The sequence below is a fragment of the Streptomyces sp. NPDC042002 genome, from assembly GCF_055588305.1.
Window position 1 is genome coordinate 82,428 of record NZ_JBVJCT010000007.1, and the last position, 25,255, is coordinate 107,682.

The window sequence follows — 25,255 nt, forward strand, 5'->3', positions numbered from 1 at the left end:
CCACAAGGAGAAAACCCTGATGAGCACCACCACCGCCGTTGCCCCCCTGACCATCGAGGACGCCGAGGTTCTCGTCACCGCGGCCCGTCGTGCCGCCGAGGCCGCCGGTGTCCGGATCAGCGTCACCGTCCTCGACGCGGGCGGCCACCTGCTCGCCTTCCGGCGCGACGACCAGGCCGTGCTGATCTCGGGAGAGACCAGCACGCGCAAGGCCTACACGGCACTCCAGCTGAACTCGGCCACTGCCGATCTCGTCGACGCGGTGCAGCCCGGCGGTCTCTTCCACACCCTGCCCACCGCGCTGGACCGCCCCCTGCTGTTCATCGCGGGCGGCGTTCCGGTCCACCGCGAAGGCCGTCTGATCGGCGCGATCGGGATCGGTGGCGGGATGCCCGACCAGGACCACGGCTTCGCCGCCGCCGCTGTCGCATCGCTCGTCTGACACTCGGCAGTCGCGGTGCCCGCCCGAGTACGACGGTCAGAGGCGCCGGTCCCCCCACGTGCTCGGGGGATCGGCGCCTCTTCTGTGGAAGCCGTCGAGGCCCTACCCGGCGGCCACGGTCAGCGGTGCGAAGCGGCGGGTCCAGTCACCGGGCAGTTCCGGGATCCCGTACGTCATGACCGCGTTGAAGCCGACGGAGCCAAGCCCGCGTTCCTTCAGCCAGCTCAGCAGCTCTTCGTGGCGCACGTCGACGTCGGTGCGCAGCGGACGGTCGGTGTGGGCGGCGAGCGAGCGGACGAGAGCTTTCGCCGTCTCCGTGTCCCGCGCGATCAGCGGGCCCACGACATGGTCGGCCATGTTGGGCCAGGCGGCCGCGTAGCCGATGATCCGGCCGTTCTCCTCGGCCACACGCAGTTGGTCCGCGAAGGCGGGCAATCGCGTGATCATGTGGGTGCGGTCGGCGCCGAAGATCTCTTCGTCCAGCCGGAGGATGGGGGCGAGGTCCTCCGCCGTCGCCGGGCGGGTGAGGACCTCGGGCGCAGGACCGCCAGGAGCGAACACCCCACGGACCATCTCGGCCCGGCCGACGACCTTGAATCCCAACTCCTCGTAGAGCGGGAGCCCGTTCACGGTCGCGTGCAGGGTCAGCGGGGTGGTTCCCATCTCCTGGACTACGTGCCGCATCAGACGGCGTCCGACACCCCGGCGGGCGTGCCGCTCGGCGACGAGGACCATGCCGATCGCACCCAGTTCGGGGCGCTCGCGCGGTCCGTATGTGGTCACCACACAGGCGGCGATGAGACCGCCGGCGGGGTCGTCGATCCCGTATCCGGTCCTCGCGGTGAGCAGCAGGCCCCACTTGTGCTCCTCACGGGGCCAGCCCCGGTCCTCGGACAAGTCGGCGCACGCGGCGAGGTCGCGAGGCGTCAGACGACGAACGGGCAGAACGGTGAGGGAAGGTGTCGGCACACAACCAGGCTGTCCGACACCGGCCTCTGCCGTCCACCGCTTTCCCGGTGGTCCCATCGGCTCTGGTCATGTGCTGCGCCACCGGCAGTGAGCGGACAGCTGTTTCACGTGAAACCTCGGCCCTGAACGTCGGTGGCCCCAGTAGCCTCGACAGACATGGCGAGACTTCATCTCTTCGACCTCGACGGGACGTTGCTCCACGGCAGCACCGCGCCCTTGGAGATTTCCCGGCAGCTTGGACTGGAAGCCGAGACCATGGCGCTCGAAAGAGCCATCTCCGAGGGGCATATAGGCCCTCCGGAGTATGCGACGCAGGCGCATGCTCTCTGGGCGGATCTCACCGAGGCACATGTGGCGGCGGCTTTCGACGGTGCGCCATGGATGTCAGGGATTGAAGACGTCTGGAGGGAGGTCCGCCGAAACGGCGACTACTGTGCCGTCGTCTCGCTCTCGCCCTCGTTCTTTGTGGAGCGCCTGTTGTCCTGGGGAGCGCATGCGGCCCATGGCTCGCGCTTTCCCGCCGTCCCGTTCGCGGAGCCGTTGGACCCGGCGGGCGTTCTCAGCGCCGCGGCAAAGGTGCAGATCGCGGACCGGCTCTGTGAAGAGTTCGGGGTGAGTCGAACCGACTGTGTCGCCTATGGCGACTCTCTCTCGGACAAGGATCTTTTCGGCGTTGTACCGGTGTCCGTCGCGGTCAATGCGGACCGGCATCTGCGCAGCCTCGCCACTCACTCCTACGTGGGGCGGGACCTGTATGCCGCCTATCAATTGGCATGTCGCACCAGGTAATTGAGCCATGGTCGACTCCGGTGCGCGTCGGCCGAGATGTGCGCGTCCTGCGTGGCACGCGCGAATGGCAGCGCAGGCCAAAACAGCGTAACGGGACGGAGAGATCAAAGACCTGCGTTTTCCGTTATGCGGCCAGGCGTTGACCCGAAGTGCGATGCTCGATGAGGGCACTGCGGCCAATGCCACTCTCTTGCCTTACTTGTTCGTACGGGGTGGGTATCCGGCTTCAATGCGACCGGATTGGGCCGACAAGGACTGAACCGGGAAGGGGAGCAAACCGGCTGCGGGGGAAAGCAGGCATCTTCCGACCGAGGAGGTGCGCAGACCGACCGAAAGATGTTCGAGGCGAGGCAGACCATGGACGCTCCGACGACCACGTCGGCCGACAACGGCACTTCAGGCGGCAACGGCGGGGGCGGCTGGTTCACGTCGCGCAACGAGCCGTCGGCTTCCAGTAGTGACCAGGGGGCATCCGACGGCCGACGACTGGCCGCGATGCGCCCGGTGGGCCGCTCGGCCTCGACGCAGGGGCAACCGGGTCAAGCCGTCCCTGAGCAACCGGCTTCCGGCCAGGAAACCCCCGAGCAGGCCGGACGGAGAACACCCCAGCAGGAACGAATATCCCCGGTCGTCGAAGCGCCTTTGCCACCTCGTGAGACAGCACCGGTGCCCCACGGGACAGCCCCCACGGAGACGCGAACCCGCGGGACAACACCCCTGGAGTTGCGCCCTCGCGAGGTCGCGCCCCCTGGAACACGGCCTCCCGAACCCCTGGGGGCCGGACCGGTCCCGGCCGTGAAGCGCTTCCTTCCGCCGGCACCGTCCGAGCTACGGCACTTCGATCCCGAGCCCGCCCACGAAGCCGTACGGCCTCGATCGAGCCCGGGACAGGCGGAATTCGGCTCTCCGCGGCTCTCAGGGGCCTCCGCGCCCGAGCACGGGTCCGTGCAGCCACACCACGGTTCTCCTCGGTCTGACGCCCGTCCTGAGCCGCTTGTGACGGGCCGACAGCCCGCTCCCGTCCACGAGGCGTCCCCCGACGCCGTGCTGATCCGCCGGACCATGGCCGAGGTCGGTCACATCGCCGACAAGGTCACGTCCTACTTCTACGCGCTGCTGTTCGTGCGCCACCCGGAACTGCGCCCGCTCTTCCCTGCCGCGATGGACACCCAGCGGGACCGGCTGCTGAAGGCACTGCTGACCGCGGCCGAGCACATCGACAACACCGAGGTCCTCGTCGCGTATCTGCGGAACCTCGGCCGGGGACACCGCAAGTACGGCACCCGGCCCGAGCACTACCCGGCCGTCGGGGAATGCCTGATCGGCTCGCTCGGCCGGTACGCCTCGGCGGTCTGGGACGCCGAGATGGAAGCGGCCTGGGTGCGTACGTACACGACGATCTCCCAGGTCATGATCGACGCGGCCGCCACGGACGAGCTGCGTGCTCCGGCCTGGTGGTTCGCCGAGGTGGTGTCCCACGACCTGAGGACACCGGACGTCGCGGTCGTCACGGTCCGGCCCGACCAGCCGTACCCGTTCCTCGCCGGGCAGTACACAAGCCTGGAGACACCATGGTGGCCACGGATCTGGCGGCACTACTCCTTCGCCTCGGCGCCCCGCTCGGACGGCCTGCTGACGCTCCACGTGAAGGCGGTTCCGGCGGGCTGGGTCTCCAACGCGCTGGTGCACCGTGCCCGGCCCGGCGATGTCATCCGGCTGGGGCCGCCGTCCGGCTCGATGACCGTCGACCACACCACCGACAGCGGCCTGCTCTGTCTGGGTGGCGGAACCGGCATCGCACCCATCAAGGCCTTGGTCGAGGACGTCGCCGAACACGGAGAGCGCCGCCCCGTCGAGGTCTTCTACGGGGCTCGCACCGATCATGATCTCTACGACATCGACACCATGCTGCGGCTCCAGCGGAGCCACCCCTGGCTCTCGGTGCGCCCCGTCGTCGACCGGCGGGCCAATCTCCAGCTGCCGGACGCCGTACGCGAGTACGGACCGTGGAATGAATACGACGCGTATCTCTCGGGGCCGCCCGGCATGATCCGCAGCGGTGTCGACACACTCAGGGACATAGGCATCCCCTCGGACCGCATCCGCCACGACTCGGTGGAAGAACTCGTCACGACAGGCGACTGACGCACCGCGGCTTCTCCGCGTGTCAGCCCAGGTCGGGTGCGTGCATGGCGCGTACGCCCTCGATGTTCCCGTCGAGGTAGTGCCTCAGCGACAGCGGTACGAGGTGCACGGAGGCGATCCCGACCCGGGTGAACGGGACACGGACGATCTCGTACTCACCGCATGGTTCGTCCACCTCGGGACCGTGTCGCAGAGCAGGGTCCATGGACTCAAGCCGGCAGACGAAGAAGTGCTGGACCTTCACACCGGTCGCGCCGCCGCCGTCGTCGCCGATGTGCTCGACCGTGTCGACGAAGCAGGGCACCACATCGACGATCTTGGCGCCGAGTTCTTCGTGCACCTCACGATGGAGTGCTTCGACGACAGTCGTGTCCTCCGGTTCGACCCCGCCACCCGGTGTGAGCCAGTAGGGATCGACGCCGGGCTTGGTGCGTTTGATCAAGATCAGGTCGTCACCGTCCAGCAGGACGGCGCGAGCGGTTCGCTTGACCACGGGTCGGACGGTCATGGGAGAAATGTGGCCCGGCTGGTTCCACGTGAAACATCGCGCGGCCGCGATTCCGCGTGAAAGGTCCTGAAGTCCTTGCCCGGCCCCGGAGAACTGGCGAACGGGCTTCGCCCGAACCGCCACCGTTCGGTCCTCAGCGGCAGGCCTTGTTGCCTTGCGAAGCGGCTCCCGGTCCGGGCCGGCCTCAGCTCCAGTCGGAGGCCGCCCGCAGGAGCCATTCGTGCGCCCGGGCGATGTGCGGCATCGCCAGCGTTCCGGTCCGGACGACGAGGAAGTACGTACGCAGCGGGGGCACCGCGGGGTCGAGGAGCGCCACGACGTCTCCGCGTTCGATGGCGTCGGAGCAGAGATATTTGGGCAGGACGGCGAGGCCGGCGCCCGCGGTGGCGCAGGCGAGGACCGCCCGCAGATCCGGGACGACAACCGTGCCGGCGGCGGCCGGCCGGCAGTCGAAGACCGAGGCCCAGTAGCGGGCGACGAGCGGCAGCGACTCGTGGACCTCGACGATGGGGAAGTCCTCGAGCGCGTGGGCGCCCTTGCGGCGGAGTTTGCCCGGATCGATTTCCTCGGCCCAGCGCGGAGCGGCGACCAGGACATGCTCTTCGTCGCAGAGCGGAGTCGCGGTGAGAAGAGCACCGCGTGGTTGGGCCGTCGTCATGGCCAGATCATGATGTCCGGCGGCGAGCCCCTCCATCGTCTCCTCCGCGTTGCCGAAGGAGACGCGCAGCGCGAAACCCTGTCCGTCGTCGCCGGTCAGTTCCGTGAGAGCGGGCAACGCGCGTTCCGCCGTGAACTCCGGTGGCCCCGCGAGATGCAGTGTGCGAAGGGACGAGTCCTCGTCGAGTCCGGTCTCGGCTATCTCCACGAGGGCATCGAGATGCGGCGCCGCCTTGTGGGCGAGTTCGTCGCCGATGGTCGTGGGTGTCACCCCGCGCGCCTGGCGCAGAAACAGTGGCCGCCCCAACTGGCGCTCCAGTGTGCGGATCTGCGAGGTGACGGCCGGCTGGGACAGACCGAGCAGCGCGGCGGCACGAGTGAAGGAACCGGCCCGGTGCACAGTCACAAAAGTGCGCAGCAAGGCCAAGTCCATGGTGCCCCTCCCCTTTCAGCACCCCCGCGCGAGCCCCAACTATAAATAAGTCGATAGGTCTCTGTCGCTACTGTGATTGGACACTGACACAGAGTCAACTAGCCTTGTTCGCGCGGTTCTTCGCGCGCGGAACCGGGACGGTCCGAGCCACGAGGGGGGAGGCTCGGACCGTCCGTAGTACGTAGCGGGGGTACTGATCCCGACTTCATGGCCGGTTCACTTCGCAGAGGCGTCGAGGGCCCTCAGCACGTCCGCCACCAGGTCCTCGGGGTCCTCGGCGCCCGCGGAGAAGCGGATGAAGCCTTCCGGGACCGAGTCCCCGCCCCAACGGCCGCGCCGCTCCGCCGTGGACCGCACCCCGCCGAAGCTGGTGGCGTCGTCCACCAGGCGCAGCGCGTCGAGGAAACGCTCGGCACGTTCGCGCGAGGGCAGCGTGAAGGAGACCACGCATCCGAAGCGACGCATCTGCTGCGACGCGATCTTGTACGCGGGGTCGTCGGGCAGCCCCGGGTAGCGCAGCCCCGTCACCTCGGGCCGGTCCCGCAGGACCTCGGCGATCGTCCTCGCGGTGGCGGTCTGCCGGTCGGCCCTCAGCTGGAGCGTGGCGAGCGAGCGGTGGGCCAGCCAGGCCTCCATCGGGCCGGGGATGGCGCCGACGACCTTGCGCCAACGTCGTACGGGAGCCATCAGAGAGGCGTCCCGCCCGGTGACGTACCCCAGGAGGATGTCGCCGTGCCCGGTGAGCATCTTGGTGCCGCTGGCCACGGAGAAGTCGGCGCCCAGCTCCAGGGGGCGCTGTCCGAGCGGGGTGGCCAGGGTGTTGTCCACGGCGACGAGCGTGCCCTGCGCGTGCGCGGAGGCGACGAGGCGTCGCAGGTCGCAGACGTCGAGACCCGGGTTGGACGGCGTCTCGATCCACAGCAGCTTCGCGCCGTCGAGGACCTCCAGCTGGGCATCGCCGGCGGTGGGGGCGGTGCGCACCTCGATGCCGTACGCGGTCAGTTGCTCGCGCACCAGCGGCAGCACCTGGTAGCCGTCGGCGGGCAGGACGACGATGTCGCCGGCCCGCAGCTGTGAGAAGAGCACCGCGGAGATGGCGGCCATGCCGGAGGGGAAGGAGAGCGTTTCGACGGAGTCCTGTCCGGGCGCCTCCAACTCGCCGATGGCGCGCTCCAGGAGGGTCCAGGTCGGGTTCTCGTCGCGGCCGTAGGTGTACGGGCCGGTGGGTTCACCGGGCAGATGGAAGTGCGCGGCGAAGACCGGGCCGGGAAGAGTCGGCTCGTACTTGACGGGCTCGGGCAGCCCGGCACGCACCGCCCGTGTGCCGTCGCCCGGCGTTGTCGCCCGGGTGCCCTCCCTCTCTCCCGCCGGGCCTGTGCCCTCGCCGCTCGCCGTGACGAAATCCCCTGACGTCATGCGCTCATCCCTCCATTTGCTCTCGTACCGCGGCGAGCAGACCGGAGCTCGCCGCCTCCACCATCTCAAGACATTCCTCGAAGTCGTCCATATGTCCGTAATACGGATCGGGGACGTCCAGGTCGTCGGCCGCTGCGGGGTCGTACGAGCGCAGCAGCCGGATCTTCTCCGCGTCCTCGGCGCTGGTCGCGAGGCGGCGCAGGGCCTTGAGATGGCCGGTGTCGAGGGCGATGACGAGATCGAGACGGGAGAACCACGAGGCCTGGAACCGCCGGGCCGCGTGGCCGCTCTCGTAGCCGCCCGCTTCCAGCACGGCGACGGTGCGCTCGTCGGCGCCGTCGCCCTCGTGCCAGCCGTCCGTGCCCGCGCTGTCGACCTGGACCAGCTCGCCGAGTCCGGCTTCCGCCACGTAGGCGCGGAAGACGGACTCGGCCATCGGCGAACGGCAGATGTTGCCGGTGCAGACGAAGCAGACGCGGTAGGTCATCGGACTCTCTCAGTCGTTGTCGGGCAGCACGACGTTGAGCGCCCAGGAGACGACGGAGATGATCAGGCCGCCCAGGACGGCGGTCCAGAAGCCCTCCACGTGGAAGCTCAGGTCGAGTTTGTCGGCGAGCCACGAGGTGAGCAGCAGCATCAAGGCATTCACCACAAGGGTGATCAGGCCGAGGGTGAAGACGAAGAGCGGGAAGGTCAGTACCTTCACGACCGGCTTGACCAGGAAGTTCACCAGTCCGAAGACCAGTGCGACGAGGAGGAGCGTGCCTATCTCCTTGCCCGTGCTGTCGCCCGTCAGAGTGATCTTGTCGAGCAGCCAGACGGCGACTGCCAGGGCCCCCGCGTTGGCGAGTGTCTTGACTACGAAATTCTTCATGTGTCTGATCGTGGCAGAGAGATCGACTGGCAAGAAGGGGCTGTGGACACAGCCTGCGGTGCACAAGAGCGGACGAGGGCGATGAAGGCATTCCGGCTGGACGAACTGGAGGCGGAACGCGCCGCCAACGACGGCGCCTACCTGCGGTTTCTGCGTGAGCGGAACATGTCGGTCGGGCTGTACGCGCTCGACGCGGGCGGCCTCGACCCGCAGAAGCCGCACGCCCAGGACGAGGTGTACTTCGTGGTGAGCGGGCGTGCGTCGATCACGGTCGGCCTGGAGACCACTCAGGTGGCACGGGGCAGCGTCGTCTACGTACCCGCCGGGGTCGCCCACAAGTTCCACCACATCACGGAGGATCTACGGGTCCTGGTGGTGTTCTCTCCGCCCGAGAGCTGACCCGCGTCTCAGGGTTCCCTAGGGGGACGGTCAGGGGAGGACAAGGGGTGCGAGGCCACCGCACGGCCTCCCTCCGGCCTAGCATTCGTTGCGAGACATCAGAGAACCCGGAATCAGTGTCCCGGTGTTGGGGCCACGGGCCAGGAGAGGTAAGGACAGGGCGATGCGAGAGATCTTCAACGGTATGCCGTGGTGGGTGAAGTGGGTCGCGGTGCCGGTCATCGCCCTGGTGGTGTTCGGCAGTCTGATAGCGAGCATCGTCGGCTTCGTCATCGGCCTGCTCTTCAAGCTGCTGATCTTCGTCGCGCTGGTAGGCGGGCTGATCTACATCGTGCGGAAGTTCGTGTCGGGTTCCTCCTCGCGCAGCGACTGGTGAGGCGCGAGAGGGTGAGCGACAGGTAACGGCGAAGGGGGAAAGGGAACCCAAGGTTCCCTCGGCCGGGGGAAGTTTTCGGCGAGGCCGTATGCGAGCGGTGACTGGCGGTTAGAGTCCGGAACTCGACGCGGGGTCGACCCGCAGACAGCGCACAGCCCCCTCCCGTGTCTCCCCGCACGGGCGGTCCTCCTCGCGCTTCGGAGTGCCCCTTGGCCACGGTTGACACCGCACCCGCACCATCAGTCGCTCCCCCCTTCCGGCGATCGGGCACGCCCGCGGTGGCACGCGTGCCACCGGTCCAGCCGCGTACGTCACCGGGGGAGCCGCCCGTTTCACGCACCCCGCCGGCCCCACCCAGGGAGCCGACGCCGCAGCGAACTCCGACGGCGGAGGCACGTACTCGGCGCACCCAGCCGGCGGATGGGCTCACCCGGCACGCCAGACCGTCGGTGACCCCCGGTTCGCCCTCGCCGGTCGCGGGGTCGGCACGGCTCGCCCGCCCCCGTACCGCGGAGCCCGACGCCGCCGCTCTGGACTCCCACCCCACCACTCTGATCGGCTCGGTCCAGCGGGCGATGCGGCTGCTGGAGGCCGTCGCCGCGCGTGAGCAGGGCGCCCCCGCCAAGCAGCTCGCCCGGGAGGCGGGACTCGCGTTGCCGACCGCCTACCACCTGCTGCGCACCCTGGTCCACGAGGGTTATCTGTGCCGTGACAGAGGGCTGTTCTTCCTCGGTGAGGCCACCGAACGGCTGAGCAGCAGTGGAGCCCAGCAGAAACGTCGCAGCACGGTGAGGGACACGCTCGCGCACTGGCGCGATGCGCTCGGCACCCCCGTGTACTGGGCGGTCTACCGCGACGGCGAGATCGAGGTCGTGTGTGTCGCCGACACCCCGGCGAACCCCGCGGTCGAGGAGTGGGCCGACTTCCGTGAGACCGGGCACGCCCACGCGATCGGCCAGTGTCTGCTGTCCCAGCTGGACGACAAGTCCAGGCGCGACCACCTCGATCGCTACCCGGTGCAGCCGATCACTCCGTACACGGTGCGTGACAAGGACCGTCTGCTGCGGCGCCTGGAACGGACGGGGCGGATGGAACCGGTGATCGAGCGGCAGGAGTACGCGCTGGGCACGGTCTGTGCCGCGATCCCGGTCACCGCGGGCAGTTCGGCCGCGGCCGTGGCCCTGTCCCTCCCTTCCCACCAGGTCGACCGACTGCTGCCCGCGGCGCGGAAGTTGCAGAGCGAAGTCGGCAGGCTGCTAGGAACACTCGCCATCTCTATCAGTATCTGAAAACTCACTCCTTGTAATGCGGCATGCACGTTGAGCAAGATTTCCAGCAGTGTCAGGGGGACGAATCCTGGCCAGTCGATGGCAAACGACGGGGTAGGCGATGCGCGAGTCGGTGCAGGCAGAGGTCATGATGAGCTTCCTCGTGTCCGAGGAGCTGTCCTTCCGGATTCCGGTCGAGCTGCGATACGAGACCGGTGATCCGTACGCTGTGCGGCTGACCTTCCACTTGCCCGGCGACGCGCCCGTGACCTGGGCGTTCGGGCGGGAGCTGCTGATCGACGGAGTCGGCAGGCCGTGCGGTGACGGCGATGTGCACATCGCTCCGGCGGACCCGGAGGCGTTCGGCGAGGTGCTGATCCGGCTTCAGGTCGGTGGCGATCACGCGCTGTTCCGGTCCGGGGCCGCGCCGCTCGTCGCGTTTCTCGACCGGACGGACAAACTGGTGCCGCTCGGGCAGGAGCGCTCCCTCGCGGGTTTCGACACGTCTCTCGACGAAGCGCTCGACCGCATCCTCGCGGAGGAGCAGAGTGCGGGCTGAAGCCCCGGCAGCCCGGAGCGGAGGAACGCTTCCTCACAAGGGGCGTCCGTGCAGGATGGTTTCAGCGCTTCCGGCGGACGGTTCAGTGCTTGCGGCGGCGACCCTTCCCACTCCGTGCCGGCGTCCTGGCAGCCGCGGGTTCCACGGGGACGGGAGCCGTCCCCTCACGGTCCGCGGCGACCACGAGTGCGGCCAGCGCGGTCGTCACCGGCACCGCGGCGACCAGACCGATCGATCCGACCAGGGTGCGCACGATCTCCTCGGCGACCAGTTCGCTGTTGGCGACGGTGCCCACACTGCTCTGCGCGATCGAGAAGAGAAGCAGCAGCGGCAGCGCGGCGCCCGCGTAGGCCAGGACGAGCGTGTTGACGACCGACGCGATGTGGTCGCGGCCGATACGGATACCCGCGCGGTACAGGCCACGCCAGCCCATCGTGGGGTTCGCCTCGTGCAGTTCCCAGACCGCGGACGTCTGCGTCACCGTCACGTCGTCGAGGACACCGAGCGAACCGATGATGACTCCGGCCAGCAGCAGACCGCTCATGTCGATGGACGGGTACAGACCGTGGATCAGGCCGGTGCTGTCGTCGGTGTTGCCGGTCAGCACGGCCCAGTCGATGAAGACCGAGCCCAGGAGGCCGATCAGCACCAGTGAGAGCAGGGTGCCGACCACCGCCACGGATGTCCTGGCCGACAGGCCATGGCACATGTAGAGCGCGATCAGCATGATCGCGCTGGATCCGACAACGGCCACCAGCAGCGGGTTCGAGCCCTGCAGGATCGCCGGCAGGATGAAGAAGTTCAGGATCATGAAGCTGATGGTCAGCGCGACCAGCGCCATGACTCCGCGCATCCGGCCGATCACCACGACGACCACGGCGAAGATCACGGCGAGCAGCGTCAGGGGCAGCTTCCGGTTCGCGTCCGTGACCGAGTACTGGAGGTCCTTGGGGGCGGAGGGTTCGTACGCGACGACGACCTTCTCGCTCTGGTGCAACTGCCGTGACTGATCCGGCTGAACGATCTCGATGAACGTACGGCCCGTGTCCTTGCCGGTGTCGATCCGGACCGTCGCCTTCTTGCATTCACCCGCGGCCCGCTGCTGGGCGGAGGAGCCCCGGGTGGTGGAAGTGTCGCCCGTCGGGGCCTCCGAGGAGGCGTTCACGGACTTGCAGTCCACCTGGTCGATCCGCGTGACCGTCGCCTGCTGCGTCTGCCGGTCGAAGCCGACACCGGTGCGCTGGTGTGAGGGCGCACCGCCGGGCCACAGCACCACGAGACCCACCGCGACCGCGGCCGCGAAGGGGATCAGTACCGCTGCGATGACCTTGCGCAGGTGCCTGGAGACCGGCGCGGCGGGACCGTGGCTGTGCGAGTGCCCGTGCCCGGCGCTCGCGCCCTCGCCGTGCCCATCGGCGGGACCCGGTCCGCGTTTGCCGTAGGAACCGTGCTGCGCACCGCCCGCCCCGTGACCCGGATCACCACCCGGCTCATGCCCATGCCCATGCCCGTGTCCGGTGCCGGTGCCGTGCCCATGGCCGTCGCCGGCACCCGGACGGTGCGGCGGCTCGGACGGCGGGAACGGCTGCTGTTGGGTCGTTGTCACCGCCCGATCATCGCAAGAACGGCAAGGGGCCCTCTGTTCAGCGCGCCAAATATGACGCTAGCGTGGAGGCACCTTTGCACACGCGGGAGCTCGGAGCACCGGGCTGAGAGGGCGCTGACCTCCGTCTTCGCGATGTTTCACATGAAACATCGACGAACGGAAGCCGCTGCGTCGACCGCTGAACCTGTTACCGGGTAATGCCGGCGTAGGGAGTAGGTCTCATGACCAACAAGGACGTACGCACGCCTGTCTCCAGCCAGACGGACGAGGTTTCCTCTCCGTCCCTTAACGGCGAGGCCGGGAGGTCCATCGGCTGGCACAAGGCGTACGTCGGGGGTACGCGTCCCGATCTGCGGGTGCCGGTTCGCCAGGTGCACCTCACCAACGGTCAGTCCGTGACGCTGTACGACACCTCCGGCCCGTACACCGATCCGACCATCGACACCGATGTGCGCAGGGGGCTGGCACCGCTGCGCGAGAACTGGATCATCGCCCGCGGAGACACCGAGGAGTACGCGGGCCGTCCCGTCCGCCCCGAGGACGACGGGATCAAGCACACATCCCCGCGCGGGGGGTTGCGCAATCTCGACGCGGTCTTCCCCGGACGGCCGCGCCAGCCGCGCCGCGGGCGCACGGGGCAGGCGGTCACCCAGCTCGCGTACGCGCGACGCGGCGAGATCACGCCCGAGATGGAGTTCGTGGCGGTCCGCGAGAACGTCGACCCCGAGGTCGTACGGGAGGAGATCGCCGCCGGCCGGGCGGTGCTGCCCGTGAACGTCAACCACCCGGAGACCGAGCCGATGATCATCGGCAAGCGGTTCCTGGTGAAGGTCAACGCCAACATCGGCAATTCCGCGGTCACTTCCTCCATCGAGGAGGAGGTCGAGAAGATGACCTGGGCGACCCGTTGGGGCGCCGACACGGTCATGGACCTGTCGACCGGCCGCAACATCCACACCACGCGCGAGTGGGTGCTGCGCAACTCCCCCGTCCCCATCGGCACGGTGCCGCTCTATCAGGCGCTGGAGAAGGTCGACGGCCGTGCCGAGGAGCTGACCTGGGAGATCTACAAGGACACGGTCATCGAGCAGGCCGAGCAGGGCGTGGACTACATGACGGTCCACGCGGGCGTGCGCCTGGCGTACGTGCCGCTCACCGCGAACCGTAAGACCGGCATCGTCTCGCGCGGCGGCTCGATCATGGCCGCCTGGTGCCTCGCGCACCACAAGGAGTCGTTCCTGTACGAGAACTTCGAGGAGCTCTGCGAGATCCTCGCCGCGTACGACGTCACCTATTCGCTCGGCGACGGTCTGCGTCCCGGCTCCATCGCGGACGCCAACGACGCCGCCCAGTTCGCGGAGTTGAGGACGCTCGGGGAACTCAACACGATCGCGAAGCGTTTTTACGTGCAGACGATGATCGAAGGCCCGGGGCATGTCCCGATGCACAAGATCAAAGAGAACATCGACCTTCAGCAGGAGATCTGTGATGAAGCTCCGTTCTATACGCTCGGCCCGCTGACGACAGACGTCGCGCCGGCGTACGACCACATCACTTCCGGTATCGGTGCCGCGATGATCGCCTGGTGGGGCACGGCCATGCTCTGCTATGTCACGCCCAAGGAGCACTTGGGCCTGCCCGATCGTGACGACGTCAAGACCGGCGTCATCACCTACAAGATCGCCGCCCACGCAGCCGACCTCGCCAAGGGGCACCCAGGTGCACAGGAATGGGATGACGCGCTCTCCGACGCCCGCTTCGAGTTCCGGTGGGAGGACCAGTTCAACCTGGCTCTCGATCCGGACACGGCACGGGAGTTCCACGACGAGACACTGCCGGCCGAGCCCGCCAAGACGGCCCACTTCTGCTCCATGTGCGGGCCGAAGTTCTGCTCGATGAAGATCAGCCAGAGCATCAACGAGCGGTTCGGCGGGGACACGGCCGACGGCGCTTCCGCGGCGGAGATCTCCGAGGGCATGCTTCAGAAGTCCCGGGAGTTCGCGGAGGCGGGCAACCGCGTGTACTTGCCGCTGGCCGACTGAGCTGCTGAACAGGGGCGCGGTCCGGGGCGGGTTCCCGGACCGTCGCCCCCGGCCCGGTCACTCGGTGATGTCCTGCGGGTACCAGCGCAGTTCCACCGTGTTGCCGTCCGGGTCCTGGACGTAGACCGAGGTGGCGGTGCCCCGCGCGCCGAAGCGTTCCACGGGACCCTCGAGCACGGTGAAGGATCCCGACGCGATGACCTCGTCCCAGTCCAGCGGTTCCACGGTGAGACAGATGTGGTCGACGTTGGACTCCCCGCGGGCATCGGCGACCAGGTCGATGATGGTTCCCTCGGTGACCCTCACCGACGGGAACGGGACCTCGCCGCCCCGCCACTCGGCGACGCGTACGGGAGCGAGGCCGAGAAGTCCGGTGTAGAAGCCCAGGGACCGTTCGACGTCCTCGACGTTGAGGACCAGGTGGTCGAAGGCCTTCACGCGCACGGTGGTCACTTCGTCTCCAGGGCGACGGCGAGGCGGAGCCACTCGCTGAACAGGGCGGGGTCGATGTCGTCGGCACGGCTGAGTCTCACGGAGGCCATCCGGCGGGCTCCCGCGACCAGCCGGCCCGAGGGGTCGGCCACATCCTGGCCGCGCCAGAGGCCGAAGGTGACATACGACGTGTAGGCCTTGAGCAGGCAGACCGGGGTCTGACCCGGCTTGTCTCCGAGGCTCCAGGTGGGGTGGCCGTGCCACAGCGCACCGGAGTCGTCGGGGAGGGCCGAGTCGATGACGGGCCTGATCCTCTCGCCGATGGCGCGTAGCGGGCCGTCGAGTTCGTTCAAGTAGGCGGTGATGCCCGAGGAGTTCATAAGGGTCCCGTTCAGAAGGGGTGTGGTACCGAGCATGAACGCGCTGTGTGTTCGGGTGTCCGGGGGACTCGTCGGGTTCTCTCCGGCGGCCGGGTGGACGCCTTCTACGATCCGCCGCGGGACAGTTCGCCATCAAGACATGATCGGTGAACGACCGTTGAGCCAGATTTAACGCCGGGGGTTTCATGCTGGAGCGACTGGAGATCGAGACCTTTCTGACGCTGGCCGAGGAACTGCACTTCGGCCGGACCGCCGAGCGGTTGCTGATCACGACCGGGCGGGTCAGCCAGGTGATCAAGAAGCTGGAACGCGGAGTCGGCGGCTCGCTGTTCGAACGTAACAGCCGTTCCGTCCGGCTCACCCCGATCGGCCGACAACTGGCGGACGACCTGACGCCCTTGGTCGCCGGGATGGAAGCGGCGCTGCGAAGAGCGGCCGACGCCGGCCGTGGGGTCACCGGAGAGCTGCGGGCCGCCTTCCTCGGTGAGTGGACGGCACCCGCACTGCTCAGAGTGGTCGGCCTGTTCGGCGAGCGGCACCCCGACTGCCGGGTCGACGTGCGGGAGGTTCAGCTGTCCAACTCCCGGGCGAGTCTGCTGGACGGTTCGATCGACGTGCTGCTCGCCTCGTTCCCCTTCGACGGAATGGCCTGCGGGCCCGCGCTGCTGCGGGAGAGACGGGTACTGGCCGTGGCAGCCGGTCATCCGCTGGCCGGCGAGGAGCGGCTGTCCGTGGAGGTGCTCGCGGAACACCCCGTGGTGCAGTACCCACAGGTGACCTCGGCGGGGTTCAAGCGGGACCGCACACCGGAGCGCACTCCGTCGGGCAAGCCCGTTCCCAAGGGCCCGGTCGGCGGGTCGTTCTCCGAAATGCTGACTCTGGTCGCGATGGGCCGGGGCGTCCTCCCCGTCGGGGAGCACTCGCGGCAGTACTACCCCCGGCCCGATGTGGCCTACGTGCCCCTTCACGACGCCCGCCCGATCGAAAGGGGACTGGTGTGGAGGGAGGGCAACACGACCGAGCGGCTTCGCGAGTTCGTCCGGGCGGCGACGGACGCGGCGGGCTCTCCCCGCGCGTAGGCGTATCGGTCGGTTCCGGTGGCGGGTTCTCTAGGCAGACTGGACGTATGACACCGACATCGATGAGCAAGGGCGCCAACATTCCCGTTGCCGCGCAGGAGGTGCAGGTCGTGCTCAGCTGGTCCGGGGGTCCCGGTACCCCGGACGCCGATGCCTCGGCTCTGCTGCTCCGTGCGGACGGACGGGTGCGGGACGACAGCGACTTCGTGTTCTACAACCAGCCGAGGCACGCCTCCGGTGCCGTGCGTCATCTGGGGAAGCGGAGGGAGGGCGACGGGACGACGGACACCGTCGGGGTGGACCTGCGTGCCCTGGAGCCGGAGATCCAGCGGGTCGTCCTGGGCGCCTCCGCCGACGGGGGCACCTTCGGCCGTCTGTCGGGTCTGCGGCTGAGTCTGCTCGACGCCGCTACAGGGAAGGCGCTGGCGCTGTTCGACATGGAGGCGACGACGGAGACGGCGTTCATCGGGGGTGAGCTGTATCTGCGGGGCGGTCAGTGGAAGTTCCGCGCGGTGGGGCAGGGGTACGCCTCCGGACTCGCGGGCCTGGCCGCCGACTTCGGGATCAGTGTGGACGAGGAGCCGGGTGCTCCCGGGAGCACGGACGCCAAGGACGCGGCCTCCGGAGCCGTTGGCGCCGGAGGCACCTCGTCCCGGGCCGAGGCGGCACCTTCGCCGTCCTCGCCTGCCGTTCCGCACAGGCCCGCGGTGACGCCACCTTCCGCACCGATGCCCTCGGCCGCACCGATGCCCCCGTCCACATCGACACCCAAGCCCGTAGGGGCACCGCCGTCAGCGCCCACCCCTCCGGCCGCGCCCGTCCCCACGGCTCCCTCGGCATCCCCGGCCCCGGCCTTCGGCTCGGCTCCTCGTCTCATCAAGGGCGAGGAGCGGTTGCCCGTGGACATGCGCAAGCGGCTCTCCCTGCGCAAGGAGCAGGTGGCGGTCAGTCTGCGCAAGCACGGGGCGGTGGGTGTCACGGCCCGCGTCATCCTGGTCCTGGACGCCTCCGGGTCGATGGCTTTCCTGTATTCGAAGGGCGTCGTGGCCGATGTGGTGGAGCGCATGGCCGCGGTGGCGGCGCAGTTGGACGACGACGGAGAGATGCAGGCGTGGACCTTCGCGTCGAACCCGGCCCGGCTTCCGGACCTTGTCCTGGGGGACCTGCCGGAGTGGCTGGAGCGCCATGTCCGGGTCGGTGAACTGACCTTGTTCCGGCGGAGCAAGAAGCCGCGGAAGGGGATGCTGCCGGGCCAGGTGGACATGCGGGCGGTCGGGATCCAGAACGAGGAACAGAAGGTGATCGCCGAGGTCCGGACGTATGTCCGCGAGCACCCGGCCGCCGATCCCACGCTGGTGCTCTTCTTCTCCGACGGCGGCGTCCACCGCAACAAGGAGATCGAGAAGGAGCTGCTGGAGGCGGTGGACGAGCCGGTCTTCTGGCAGTTCGTCGGGCTGGGGCGCTCCAACTACGGCGTTCTGGAGCGGTTCGACACGCTGCCGGGCCGACGCGTCGACAACGTGGGCTTCTTCGCGGTCGACGACATCAGCGACGTACCGGATCCGGAGCTCTACGACCGGTTGCTGTCCGAGTTCCCGTCGTGGACGAGGGAGGCACGGCGGCTGGGCATCATCTGAGACGCCCCGAAGGCAGTGGCCGACGCCCGCGGGACCGCCTCCACCGCGCCGTACAGGCCCGTACTCGAGGCAGCTGTACGAGGCGCTCGCGGCGGTCGTACGGACTCGCAGCCATGACGCGGCGGCATGGGCCCGCAGCCGTGACGCGGCCGTACAGGCGCACTCGTGACGGCCGTACGGGCCCGCGCGCCCGCGCGGGCCCCTTTCCTCCCTTGAACCCGGCCGTCGGCCGACCGGGTCACTCGGGCTGGTGTTCCGGTCCCCCGAAGTCCGGGCTGGAGAAGTCCGGGCTGGAGAAGCTCGGGCGCGGGCCGGCCGCGGGTCCGCCGTCGGGGCTGCTGAACCCCGGTCGGCCGTAGCCGAGGTGGGGGATACGGCTGGGAGCCGGTGCGGGGCGGCCCAGCGCCGCCGAGCCCGGGTCCGAGAGAGCTTCCCGGAGGAACGGCAGGATGCCGCGCTCCAGCAGGGCATCGCGCCAGGCTTCCTTGGCCCGGGTGACCTGTTCGGTCAGCTCGCCGCCCGCTTCGGCCCGGAGCGAGGACGAGCTGTTGCGCAGTGCGGTCAGCAGCAGTCCGGCCGCGGCGACCAGAATCGCGGCCGCCGTGACCGCGCCGAAGACCCAGCCCGTGGTCAGGAGGGTCTTGGCGATGGTCGGCTCGGGATCGAGCATCTTCAGGACGTAGCCCACGAGCAGGAAGATCACCGCGGCTGTTCCGGCGAGGACGGGGGCGAGCACCGCGACGACGGCGACCGCGCCGGCACCGGCGGTCTCGGTGACCTCCCCCACGGTGGCGGCGAGTCCCATCGCGGTCGTGCCCGGCTCCGTGAAGCCGACTTCCTCGTTCTCGACCGGGGTGGACCGCGCCGGGCGGCGCAGTTCCTCGCGGACCTTCACGTAGTGCGCGTACTCGTCCGACGCGGCCGTCGTGATGAGGGCCGTCGCGTTCAGTGCCATGGTGCGCAGTTGTTCGAGGTTGAGCCGCTGGCCGACAGCGGCGAGTTCCGGGCGGTGTGGTGCGGAGCGCAGCGCCTCGTCGAGGATCCGCTCGTATTCCTGGCGGTCCTCGCTCAGCAGGTGCTGCGGAACGCTGTTCATCTGCATCCCCCGATGCTCCGTAGGGCTGGTGGCTCGCACGCTGACGAGCCGTTGGGCAGAAACGGAGGGGAGCCTGCTACGGATAAGCCGATGGTAGAGCGGTGACGGCACGCCGTGACAGGGGGTTTCCAGAAATTGGCCCCCGGCCGGAGTGGTCCGCCCGGGAGGCGCCTGCCCGGTGAACGCTCAGATATCCAGCGGAAGTTGTTGGACCAGCAGCTTTCCGGCCATGGTCACTCCGCCGTCCATCGCGATGGCCAGCCCGTCGGCGTAGACGTGCGGTCCTTCGACCACGGGGCCCGCGCCGGCTTCGCCGTCCTCCGGGCCGACCTCGCCCAGCAGGTAGGGAATGGGGCTGTGACCGTGGACGACGCGTGAGCCGCCGTACGAGCCGAGCAGCTCGCGGACGGCCTCGGCGCCGTCGTCACGGAAGGCGAAGCGCCGGGTGAACTTGCGGAAGAGGTCCCAGCACTCGTCGGCGTCGTTGCGGGTGAGGGTTTCGCGGACGGTGTCGTTGACCGCTTCGATGGAGTCGCCGTAGTCGAGGTAGGCGGTCGTGTCGGAGTGCACCAGGAGGTGTCCGTCGACCTGTTCCATGGCGTCGAGGCGGGCCATCCACTGCAGGTGGTGGTCCTGGAGGCGGTCCATGTCCGTCTTCTGGCCGCCGTTGAGCAGCCAGGCGGCCTGGAAGGTGGCGGTGCCCGCGCCGGAGCTGACGGGGGTGTCGCCGAACCGCTTGGCGCCGAGGAGCAGCAGCTCGTGGTTGCCCATGAGCGCCTTGCAGTAGCCGCCGGCCGCGGCCGCCTCGGCGGACAGCCGCATCACGAGGTCGATCACGCCGATGCCGTCCGGGCCGCGGTCGGTGAAGTCGCCGAGGAACCACAGCCGTGAGGTCCCGGCCGACCAGTTGCCCGCGGCGTCGACGAGGCCCTTCTCCTGGAGCGCGGCGACGAGCTGGTCGAGGTAGCCGTGCACGTCCCCGACGACGTACAGCGGGCCGGGGCCCGCGCCGGGCGAGGGGACGGGCGCGCCGGTGGAGTCGACGGCGACCTGGAGGGTGTCACCCCGATGGATGACCGGCAGATCGCGCTGTGTGGGGGTGTACCCCTCGGAGAACTCTCCCGGAAACTCCGCGGGAGACTCCCCGGACGCGTAGGGAGAGGATTCCCCCGACGCGTACCGCGCAGTCTCCCCGACGGGTCCGGCGCCCTCGCCCTGAGGCGTGTTCTGCGCATACGGACCGGTCTCGTGGACGTACCCGGGTACCCGGAAGTCGCGCAACGTCGCCGTCCGCACCACCTCGGGTCCCTGACCGGCCCCCTGAGTCATCGACCCCTCCACCACCATCGCGCCGCATCTGCACCGGTTCGGACTGCCTGGTCGCAGCGGCCCGCGGTGTCGTCCGCCCATCATAGGAATGCGGATCGCGCCATGTGATGACCCAGGGGTGGTGAATCGGAACAGGAGCCCGGTTCACCGCGGTTTTCGCCCGAATTGGGCGGGGCTCGCCCCGCCCTCGTCGCCTCGGGCGTCAGCCCTGCTCGGGTGATCGGGGCGGACTGACGGTCGTACGGGGCGGACGGCGCTGGGACGAGGTCCGCACGATCAGCTCCGTCGGTATCACCTGCTCGACCGGTTGGTCCGATTCGACCCCCTCGATGGCGTCGATCAGCAACTGGACGACGGCGGTGCCGATTCTGCGCGGTTTGAGGGACAGGGTCGTGACGGGCGGCTCGGTGCTGGCGTAGACCGTCGACTCGCTGCAGCAGACCAGCAGCAGGTCGTCGGGTACGCGCAGACCGTAGCGGCGGGCCGCGGCCAGCAGATCGGTGCCGTTCGGGTCGAAGAGGCCGTAGACGGCGTCCGGGCGGTCGGGCCGGGCGAGGAGCCGGTCGGCGGCCACGGCTCCCGCGCACGGATCGTGCGCCGGATAGGCCTCGTACACCGGATCCTGTCCCACGCGCTCGCACCAGCGCAGGTATGCGGTGGTGGAGAGGTGGGTGTACGTGTCGGTGGTGGTGCCGGTGAGAAGGCCGATGCGGCGGGCGCCGGCGGCGGCCAGGTGGTCGAGGATGCCGAGGACCGCGGCCTCGTGGTCGTTGTCCACCCAGGCGGTGACCGGGAGGGATCCCGCGGGGCGGCCGTCGGAGACGACGGGCAGCCCCTGGCGGACCAGCTCGCTGACGACCGGATCCTGGTCGGACGGGTCGATGACCACGGTTCCGTCCAGGGCGACGTTCGACCACACGTCGTGGCGGGAGGTCGCGGGCAGGATGACCAGGGCGTATCCCCGGGCGAGCGCGGCCGAGGTGGCGGCTCTGGCCATCTCGGCGAAGTAGGCGAACTCGGTGAAGGTGAAAGGTTCATCCCCGTATGTGGTGACGGTCAGGCCGATCAGGCCCGACTTGCCGGTACGGAGGGTTCGGGCCGCGGCCGACGGGCGATAGCCCAGCCGGTCGGCGACTTCGCGGACGTGGCGTCGGGTGGCGTCCGGGAGCCGGCCCTTGCCGTTGAGGGCATCGGACACAGTTGTGATGGAGACCCCTGCTGCCGCGGCCACGTCTCTGATACCCGCCCGGCCCGGCCGACCGCCTCGGCGGGAGGTCTCCGCCCGGCTCACCTGGTGCTTCCCTGCTGCTGTCATGGCGAGCCGATAGTAGGGCTCATTCGATGGGGTAGTGCGGACGCATATGCACGCGTTGACAGACACGTTTCTGCATGGTCCAAAAGGCCTAACTTCCTTTGAAGTAAAGGCAGTTGAGCGATTCCATGCCAGTACGTGACTTGTCGGCGCGCATGGGCCTGCCAAGTGGGCCATGTTTCGAAGAGGTCTCAACTCACCTGTACGAGGGATGCGCGCCACGGCGTGAGCCACCGGCGCATGTGACGGCTGTCGGCGCGCCCCCTTTTCGTACGACTTCGTACGAGGACGGCCGCCGGGTCGTGCGACGCCGATGGCCGGTCCGGCGTACGCGGATGATCACCGGCTCGGACACGGTGTGGTGTCCGGTTGTCCACAGGCCATTCGCAGCGGCGCCGAATCCTCATAAGGTGAGAAGTATTGGTAGCCGGTGGTGATCATGAGCCGCTGGTGGTCACGAGGAGGACTGCGGTGAGCGAGACGAACCCCAAGCTGCGTGCGGAGCTGGCGGGTATCCCCACCTACAAGCCCGGCAAGCCCGCCGCGGCCGGTGCCGTGGCGTACAAGCTGTCCTCCAACGAGAACCCGTATCCGCCGCTGCCCGGCGTGATCGAGAGCGTCACCGCGGCCATGGGGTCGTTCAACCGCTACCCGGACATGGCCTGCACCGGGCTGATGAACGAGCTGGCGGACCGGTTCGGCGTCCCGGTCTCCCATCTGGCGACCGGCACCGGCTCGGTCGGTGTCGCGCAGTCGCTTCTGCAGGCCACGAGCGGTCCCGGTGACGAGGTCATCTACGCCTGGCGGTCCTTCGAGGCGTACCCGATCATCACGCAGATCAGCGGGGCCACCTCGGTGCAGGTGCCGCTGACCCCGGGCGAGGTGCACGACCTGGACGCGATGGCCGACGCCATCACCGACCGCACCCGGCTGATTTTCCTCTGCAACCCGAACAACCCGACCGGCACCGTGGTGCGCCGGGCCGAGCTGGAGCGGTTCCTGGACCGGGTGCCGAGTGATGTGCTCGTCGTCCTGGACGAGGCGTACCGCGAGTTCATCCGTGATGTAGAGGTGCCGGACGGCGTGGCGATCTACCGCGACCGGCCCAACGTCTGTGTGCTGCGCACCTTCTCCAAGGCGTACGGGCTGGCCGGTCTCCGGGTCGGCTTCGCGATCGCTCACGAGCCGGTGGCCGCGGCGCTGCGCAAGACTGCGGTCCCGTTCGGTGTGAGCCAGCTGGCCCAGGACGCCGCCGTGGCGAGCCTGCGTGCCGAGGACGAACTGCTCGGCCGGGTCGGCTCCCTGGTCTCCGAGCGCACCCGGGTGGTCGACACCCTGCGCGGTCAGGGCTGGACGGTGCCCGAGACGCAGGCCAACTTCGTGTGGCTGCGCCTGGGGGAGCGCACTCTCGACTTCGCCGCCCACTGCGAGCAGGCCGGTGTCGTCGTGCGTCCGTTCGCCGGCGAAGGCGTTCGCGTCACCATCGGTGAGAACGAGGCGAACGACATCTTCCTGAAGGCGACCGAGAGTTTCCACGAGGAGCTGTAGCCGCCCGGCGGAACACCTGCCGGCGGGCGCGCCCGCCCATCGGGCCGGCCTGTCCACCGGGCAACGCCTGCCCGCCGAGCCATGCTTGTCCGCCGAGCCAGGCTTGTCCGTCGGTCAGGGGCCATCCGACCGCGAGCCGTGAGAGGGCCCCGTACGCGTTCACCGCGTACGGGGCCCTCGGCATGCGCGGCGGGATCGGGATGGAGGCGGGGACGGGGCGGACCCGGGAACCTCTCGCACGCCATGGGCCAACTGGGCCCTCCCGGTCGGGGCCCATCGGGTCCCGCTTGGGGACCCCCCACCCCTCATCTCTCGAACGGTCATGCGTCATAATTGCTTGTGAATGTGAACGCGTTCACAAGCGTGTCCTGTTGCTCCCGTGATGTCTGCGATAAAGCGGGCAAACTGCCGCTGTGACCACGGCGACGTAAGGAGACTGACGAAGTGGAATTGGCTTTGGCGCCGGAGACACTGGCGCGATGGCAGTTCGGCATTACCACCGTCTACCACTTCTTCTTCGTCCCCCTGACGATCTCGCTCGCGGCGCTCGTCGCCGGCCTGCAGACGGCCTGGGTGCGTACGGAGAACCAGAAGTACCTCAGGGCCACCAAGTTCTGGGGCAAGCTCTTCCTGATCAACATCGCGATGGGTGTCGTCACCGGCATCGTCCAGGAGTTCCAGTTCGGCATGAACTGGTCCGCCTACTCACGCTTCGTCGGCGACATCTTCGGCGCGCCGCTCGCCTTCGAGGCCCTGATCGCCTTCTTCTTCGAGTCCACCTTCATCGGGCTGTGGATCTTCGGCTGGGACAGGCTCCCGAAGAAGCTCCACCTCGCCTGCATGTGGATGGTCGCCATCGGTACCGTCCTGTCGGCGTACTTCATCCTCGCGGCCAACTCGTGGATGCAGCACCCCGTCGGCTACCGGATCAACAAGGCGAAGGGGCGCGCGGAACTCACCGACTTCTGGCATGTGCTGACCCAGAACACCGCGCTCGCCCAGGCGTTCCACACCCTCACGGCGGCCTTCCTGACCGGCGGCGCCTTCATGGTGGGCATCGCCGCGATCCACCTGGTCCGCAAGAGGCACGTCGCCATCATGAAGACCTCGCTGCGGCTCGGCCTGGTCACCGTGGTCATCGGCGGTCTGCTCACCGCGATCAGCGGTGACACCCTCGGCAAGGTCATGTTCAAGCAGCAGCCGATGAAGATGGCCGCCGCCGAGGCGCTGTGGGACGGCCAGGAATCCGCACCTTTCTCGATCTTCGCGTACGGCGACGTCAGCAAGGGTCACAACAGCGTCGAGCTGTCCATTCCGGGGATACTGTCGTTCCTCGCCAACGACGACTTCAACTCGTATGTCCCCGGCATCAACGACACGAACAAGGCCGAGCAGGCGAAGTACGGCCCCGGTGACTACCGACCCATCATCCCGGTCACCTTCTGGGCGTTCCGCTGGATGATCGGGTTCGGCATGGCGTCCTTCGTGATCGGCGTGATCGGACTCTGGCTGACCCGCAAGAAGTTCTTGCTGCCGCAGCACTTGAGGGTCGGCGAGGACGAGGTGCCGCATCTGGTCCTGTTCAAGAACAAGGCACTCGGCCCGAAGCTCACCAAATGGGGCTGGCGCATCGCCATCTGGACCCTGGCATTCCCCCTGATCGCCAACTCCTGGGGCTGGATCTTCACCGAGATGGGCCGCCAGCCGTGGGTCGTGTACGGCGTGCTGCAGACCCGGTTCGCGGTCTCCCCCACCGTCTCGCAGGGTGAGGTCATCACGTCGATGACCGTCTTCACGACGCTCTACGCGTTCCTCGCGTTCATCGAGGTCAAGCTGCTCGTGAAGTACGTCAAGGCAGGGCCCCCCGAGCTCACCGAGTCCGACCTCAACCCGCCCACCAAGATCGGCGGCGACTCGAGTGACGCCGACAAGCCGATGGCCTTCTCCTACTAGGCTCAG

Annotated in this window: 24 protein-coding genes; 12 read left to right on the forward strand and 12 right to left on the reverse strand. The window is 68.7% G+C overall.

Annotation, left to right across the window (positions count from 1 at the left end; all coding sequences use genetic code 11):
- The first annotated feature begins 19 nt into the window (after window positions 1-19).
- Window positions 20-442 (forward strand): GlcG/HbpS family heme-binding protein, encoded by a 423-nt coding sequence (locus ACZ6KY_RS13485; RefSeq protein ID WP_469310448.1) that lies wholly within the window; start codon window positions 20-22, stop codon window positions 440-442.
- 102 nt (window positions 443-544) lie between these two features.
- Here the strand turns inward: ACZ6KY_RS13485 and ACZ6KY_RS13490 are convergent, their stop codons facing one another.
- Window positions 545-1,411: a GNAT family N-acetyltransferase gene (locus ACZ6KY_RS13490; protein WP_469310449.1), complete on the reverse strand. Its 867-nt coding sequence runs from the start codon at window positions 1,409-1,411 to the stop codon at window positions 545-547.
- Between the two features lie 156 nt (window positions 1,412-1,567).
- Here ACZ6KY_RS13490 and ACZ6KY_RS13495 point away from each other — a divergent pair, with 156 nt between their 5' ends.
- Window positions 1,568-2,200, forward strand: a complete 633-nt coding sequence (locus tag ACZ6KY_RS13495; RefSeq protein WP_469310450.1) for an HAD family hydrolase — start codon at window positions 1,568-1,570, stop codon at window positions 2,198-2,200.
- Between the two features lie 495 nt (window positions 2,201-2,695).
- Window positions 2,696-4,345, forward strand: coding sequence for a globin domain-containing protein (locus tag ACZ6KY_RS13500; RefSeq protein ID WP_469310630.1), 1,650 nt, complete (start codon window positions 2,696-2,698; stop codon window positions 4,343-4,345).
- A 22-nt stretch (window positions 4,346-4,367) separates the two neighbouring features.
- On the opposite strand, the gene ACZ6KY_RS13505 is transcribed toward ACZ6KY_RS13500, so the two are convergent.
- The 5 genes from ACZ6KY_RS13505 to ACZ6KY_RS13525 all read right to left on the reverse strand — a co-directional run bounded on the left by ACZ6KY_RS13505 (window position 4,368) and on the right by ACZ6KY_RS13525 (window position 8,233).
- Complete coding sequence (locus ACZ6KY_RS13505) at window positions 4,368-4,853, reverse strand: NUDIX domain-containing protein (RefSeq protein ID WP_469310451.1); 486 nt, start codon at window positions 4,851-4,853, stop codon at window positions 4,368-4,370.
- A gap of 184 nt (window positions 4,854-5,037) precedes the next feature.
- Window positions 5,038-5,943, reverse strand: coding sequence for a LysR family transcriptional regulator (locus ACZ6KY_RS13510; RefSeq protein ID WP_469310452.1), 906 nt, complete (start codon window positions 5,941-5,943; stop codon window positions 5,038-5,040).
- Between the two features lie 216 nt (window positions 5,944-6,159).
- A complete protein-coding gene (locus ACZ6KY_RS13515; RefSeq protein ID WP_469310453.1) occupies window positions 6,160-7,359 on the reverse strand; it encodes a cystathionine gamma-lyase in 1,200 nt (399 codons plus the stop codon).
- A gap of 4 nt (window positions 7,360-7,363) precedes the next feature.
- Window positions 7,364-7,846, reverse strand: a complete 483-nt coding sequence (locus ACZ6KY_RS13520; protein ID WP_469310454.1) for a low molecular weight protein-tyrosine-phosphatase — start codon at window positions 7,844-7,846, stop codon at window positions 7,364-7,366.
- A 9-nt stretch (window positions 7,847-7,855) separates the two neighbouring features.
- Window positions 7,856-8,233, reverse strand: coding sequence for a phage holin family protein (locus tag ACZ6KY_RS13525; protein WP_469310455.1), 378 nt, complete (start codon window positions 8,231-8,233; stop codon window positions 7,856-7,858).
- Window positions 8,234-8,314: 81 nt separating this feature from the next.
- On the opposite strand from ACZ6KY_RS13525, the gene ACZ6KY_RS13530 reads away from it, so the two are divergent.
- From ACZ6KY_RS13530 to ACZ6KY_RS13545, 4 genes are all read left to right on the forward strand, one after another.
- Window positions 8,315-8,632 (forward strand): cupin domain-containing protein, encoded by a 318-nt coding sequence (locus tag ACZ6KY_RS13530; RefSeq protein ID WP_469310456.1) that lies wholly within the window; start codon window positions 8,315-8,317, stop codon window positions 8,630-8,632.
- A 163-nt stretch (window positions 8,633-8,795) separates the two neighbouring features.
- The gene (locus ACZ6KY_RS13535; protein ID WP_469310457.1) at window positions 8,796-9,008 is read left to right on the forward strand and encodes a DUF5326 family protein; all 213 of its coding nucleotides are present in this window, start codon (window positions 8,796-8,798) and stop codon (window positions 9,006-9,008) included.
- Window positions 9,009-9,559: 551 nt separating this feature from the next.
- On the forward strand, window positions 9,560-10,297 hold the full coding sequence (locus ACZ6KY_RS13540) for an IclR family transcriptional regulator (protein ID WP_469310631.1): 738 nt from the start codon (window positions 9,560-9,562) through the stop codon (window positions 10,295-10,297).
- A gap of 100 nt (window positions 10,298-10,397) precedes the next feature.
- Window positions 10,398-10,835: an SsgA family sporulation/cell division regulator gene (locus ACZ6KY_RS13545; protein WP_401329172.1), complete on the forward strand. Its 438-nt coding sequence runs from the start codon at window positions 10,398-10,400 to the stop codon at window positions 10,833-10,835.
- A gap of 82 nt (window positions 10,836-10,917) precedes the next feature.
- Here ACZ6KY_RS13545 and ACZ6KY_RS13550 read toward each other — a convergent pair whose 3' ends face one another.
- Window positions 10,918-12,441: a YibE/F family protein gene (locus tag ACZ6KY_RS13550; RefSeq protein WP_469310458.1), complete on the reverse strand. Its 1,524-nt coding sequence runs from the start codon at window positions 12,439-12,441 to the stop codon at window positions 10,918-10,920.
- A gap of 221 nt (window positions 12,442-12,662) precedes the next feature.
- On the opposite strand from ACZ6KY_RS13550, the gene thiC reads away from it, so the two are divergent.
- The gene (thiC, locus tag ACZ6KY_RS13555; protein ID WP_469310459.1) at window positions 12,663-14,483 is read left to right on the forward strand and encodes a phosphomethylpyrimidine synthase ThiC; all 1,821 of its coding nucleotides are present in this window, start codon (window positions 12,663-12,665) and stop codon (window positions 14,481-14,483) included.
- A gap of 57 nt (window positions 14,484-14,540) precedes the next feature.
- Here thiC and ACZ6KY_RS13560 read toward each other — a convergent pair whose 3' ends face one another.
- Together ACZ6KY_RS13560 and ACZ6KY_RS13565 are read right to left on the reverse strand one after the other, a co-directional pair.
- Window positions 14,541-14,927, reverse strand: a complete 387-nt coding sequence (locus tag ACZ6KY_RS13560) for a VOC family protein (protein ID WP_469310632.1) — start codon at window positions 14,925-14,927, stop codon at window positions 14,541-14,543.
- A 5-nt stretch (window positions 14,928-14,932) separates the two neighbouring features.
- On the reverse strand, window positions 14,933-15,331 hold the full coding sequence (locus ACZ6KY_RS13565) for a DUF1801 domain-containing protein (protein ID WP_469310460.1): 399 nt from the start codon (window positions 15,329-15,331) through the stop codon (window positions 14,933-14,935).
- 149 nt (window positions 15,332-15,480) lie between these two features.
- Here ACZ6KY_RS13565 and ACZ6KY_RS13570 point away from each other — a divergent pair, with 149 nt between their 5' ends.
- The gene (locus ACZ6KY_RS13570; RefSeq protein WP_469310461.1) at window positions 15,481-16,374 is read left to right on the forward strand and encodes a LysR family transcriptional regulator; all 894 of its coding nucleotides are present in this window, start codon (window positions 15,481-15,483) and stop codon (window positions 16,372-16,374) included.
- 47 nt (window positions 16,375-16,421) lie between these two features.
- Window positions 16,422-18,011 (forward strand): VWA domain-containing protein, encoded by a 1,590-nt coding sequence (locus tag ACZ6KY_RS13575; RefSeq protein WP_469310462.1) that lies wholly within the window; start codon window positions 16,422-16,424, stop codon window positions 18,009-18,011.
- 238 nt (window positions 18,012-18,249) lie between these two features.
- Here the strand turns inward: ACZ6KY_RS13575 and ACZ6KY_RS13580 are convergent, their stop codons facing one another.
- The 3 genes from ACZ6KY_RS13580 to ACZ6KY_RS13590 all read right to left on the reverse strand — a co-directional run bounded on the left by ACZ6KY_RS13580 (window position 18,250) and on the right by ACZ6KY_RS13590 (window position 21,751).
- On the reverse strand, window positions 18,250-19,113 hold the full coding sequence (locus tag ACZ6KY_RS13580; RefSeq protein ID WP_469310463.1) for a hypothetical protein: 864 nt from the start codon (window positions 19,111-19,113) through the stop codon (window positions 18,250-18,252).
- 180 nt (window positions 19,114-19,293) lie between these two features.
- Entirely contained in the window at window positions 19,294-20,436 is a 1,143-nt protein-coding gene (locus ACZ6KY_RS13585) for a metallophosphoesterase (RefSeq protein ID WP_469310464.1), read from the reverse strand.
- A 202-nt stretch (window positions 20,437-20,638) separates the two neighbouring features.
- Window positions 20,639-21,751, reverse strand: coding sequence for a LacI family DNA-binding transcriptional regulator (locus ACZ6KY_RS13590; RefSeq protein ID WP_401329191.1), 1,113 nt, complete (start codon window positions 21,749-21,751; stop codon window positions 20,639-20,641).
- A 468-nt stretch (window positions 21,752-22,219) separates the two neighbouring features.
- Between ACZ6KY_RS13590 and hisC the strand changes: the two genes are divergently transcribed.
- A complete protein-coding gene (gene hisC / locus ACZ6KY_RS13595) occupies window positions 22,220-23,296 on the forward strand; it encodes a histidinol-phosphate transaminase (RefSeq protein ID WP_469310465.1) in 1,077 nt (358 codons plus the stop codon).
- Window positions 23,297-23,740: 444 nt separating this feature from the next.
- A complete protein-coding gene (locus ACZ6KY_RS13600) occupies window positions 23,741-25,249 on the forward strand; it encodes a cytochrome ubiquinol oxidase subunit I (protein WP_469310466.1) in 1,509 nt (502 codons plus the stop codon).
- The last annotated feature ends 6 nt before the right edge of the window (window positions 25,250-25,255 follow it).

Excerpts from the sequence above, each read along its gene's own strand:
- ACZ6KY_RS13485 (WP_469310448.1), top strand. The coding sequence starts at position 20 with ATGAGCACCACCACCGCCGTTGCCCCCCTGACCATCGAGGACGCCGAG.
- ACZ6KY_RS13495 (WP_469310450.1), top strand. The coding sequence starts at position 1,568 with ATGGCGAGACTTCATCTCTTCGACCTCGACGGGACGTTGCTCCACGGC.
- ACZ6KY_RS13500 (WP_469310630.1), top strand. The coding sequence starts at position 2,696 with ATGCGCCCGGTGGGCCGCTCGGCCTCGACGCAGGGGCAACCGGGTCAA.
- ACZ6KY_RS13505 (WP_469310451.1), bottom strand. The coding sequence starts at position 4,853 with ATGACCGTCCGACCCGTGGTCAAGCGAACCGCTCGCGCCGTCCTGCTG.
- ACZ6KY_RS13510 (WP_469310452.1), bottom strand. The coding sequence starts at position 5,943 with ATGGACTTGGCCTTGCTGCGCACTTTTGTGACTGTGCACCGGGCCGGT.
- ACZ6KY_RS13515 (WP_469310453.1), bottom strand. The coding sequence starts at position 7,359 with ATGACGTCAGGGGATTTCGTCACGGCGAGCGGCGAGGGCACAGGCCCG.
- ACZ6KY_RS13520 (WP_469310454.1), bottom strand. The coding sequence starts at position 7,846 with ATGACCTACCGCGTCTGCTTCGTCTGCACCGGCAACATCTGCCGTTCG.
- ACZ6KY_RS13525 (WP_469310455.1), bottom strand. The coding sequence starts at position 8,233 with ATGAAGAATTTCGTAGTCAAGACACTCGCCAACGCGGGGGCCCTGGCA.
- ACZ6KY_RS13530 (WP_469310456.1), top strand. The coding sequence starts at position 8,315 with ATGAAGGCATTCCGGCTGGACGAACTGGAGGCGGAACGCGCCGCCAAC.
- ACZ6KY_RS13535 (WP_469310457.1), top strand. The coding sequence starts at position 8,796 with ATGCGAGAGATCTTCAACGGTATGCCGTGGTGGGTGAAGTGGGTCGCG.
- ACZ6KY_RS13545 (WP_401329172.1), top strand. The coding sequence starts at position 10,398 with ATGCGCGAGTCGGTGCAGGCAGAGGTCATGATGAGCTTCCTCGTGTCC.
- thiC (WP_469310459.1), top strand. The coding sequence starts at position 12,663 with ATGACCAACAAGGACGTACGCACGCCTGTCTCCAGCCAGACGGACGAG.
- ACZ6KY_RS13565 (WP_469310460.1), bottom strand. The coding sequence starts at position 15,331 with ATGCTCGGTACCACACCCCTTCTGAACGGGACCCTTATGAACTCCTCG.
- ACZ6KY_RS13570 (WP_469310461.1), top strand. The coding sequence starts at position 15,481 with ATGCTGGAGCGACTGGAGATCGAGACCTTTCTGACGCTGGCCGAGGAA.
- ACZ6KY_RS13575 (WP_469310462.1), top strand. The coding sequence starts at position 16,422 with ATGACACCGACATCGATGAGCAAGGGCGCCAACATTCCCGTTGCCGCG.
- ACZ6KY_RS13580 (WP_469310463.1), bottom strand. The coding sequence starts at position 19,113 with ATGCAGATGAACAGCGTTCCGCAGCACCTGCTGAGCGAGGACCGCCAG.
- ACZ6KY_RS13585 (WP_469310464.1), bottom strand. The coding sequence starts at position 20,436 with ATGACTCAGGGGGCCGGTCAGGGACCCGAGGTGGTGCGGACGGCGACG.
- ACZ6KY_RS13590 (WP_401329191.1), bottom strand. The coding sequence starts at position 21,751 with ATGACAGCAGCAGGGAAGCACCAGGTGAGCCGGGCGGAGACCTCCCGC.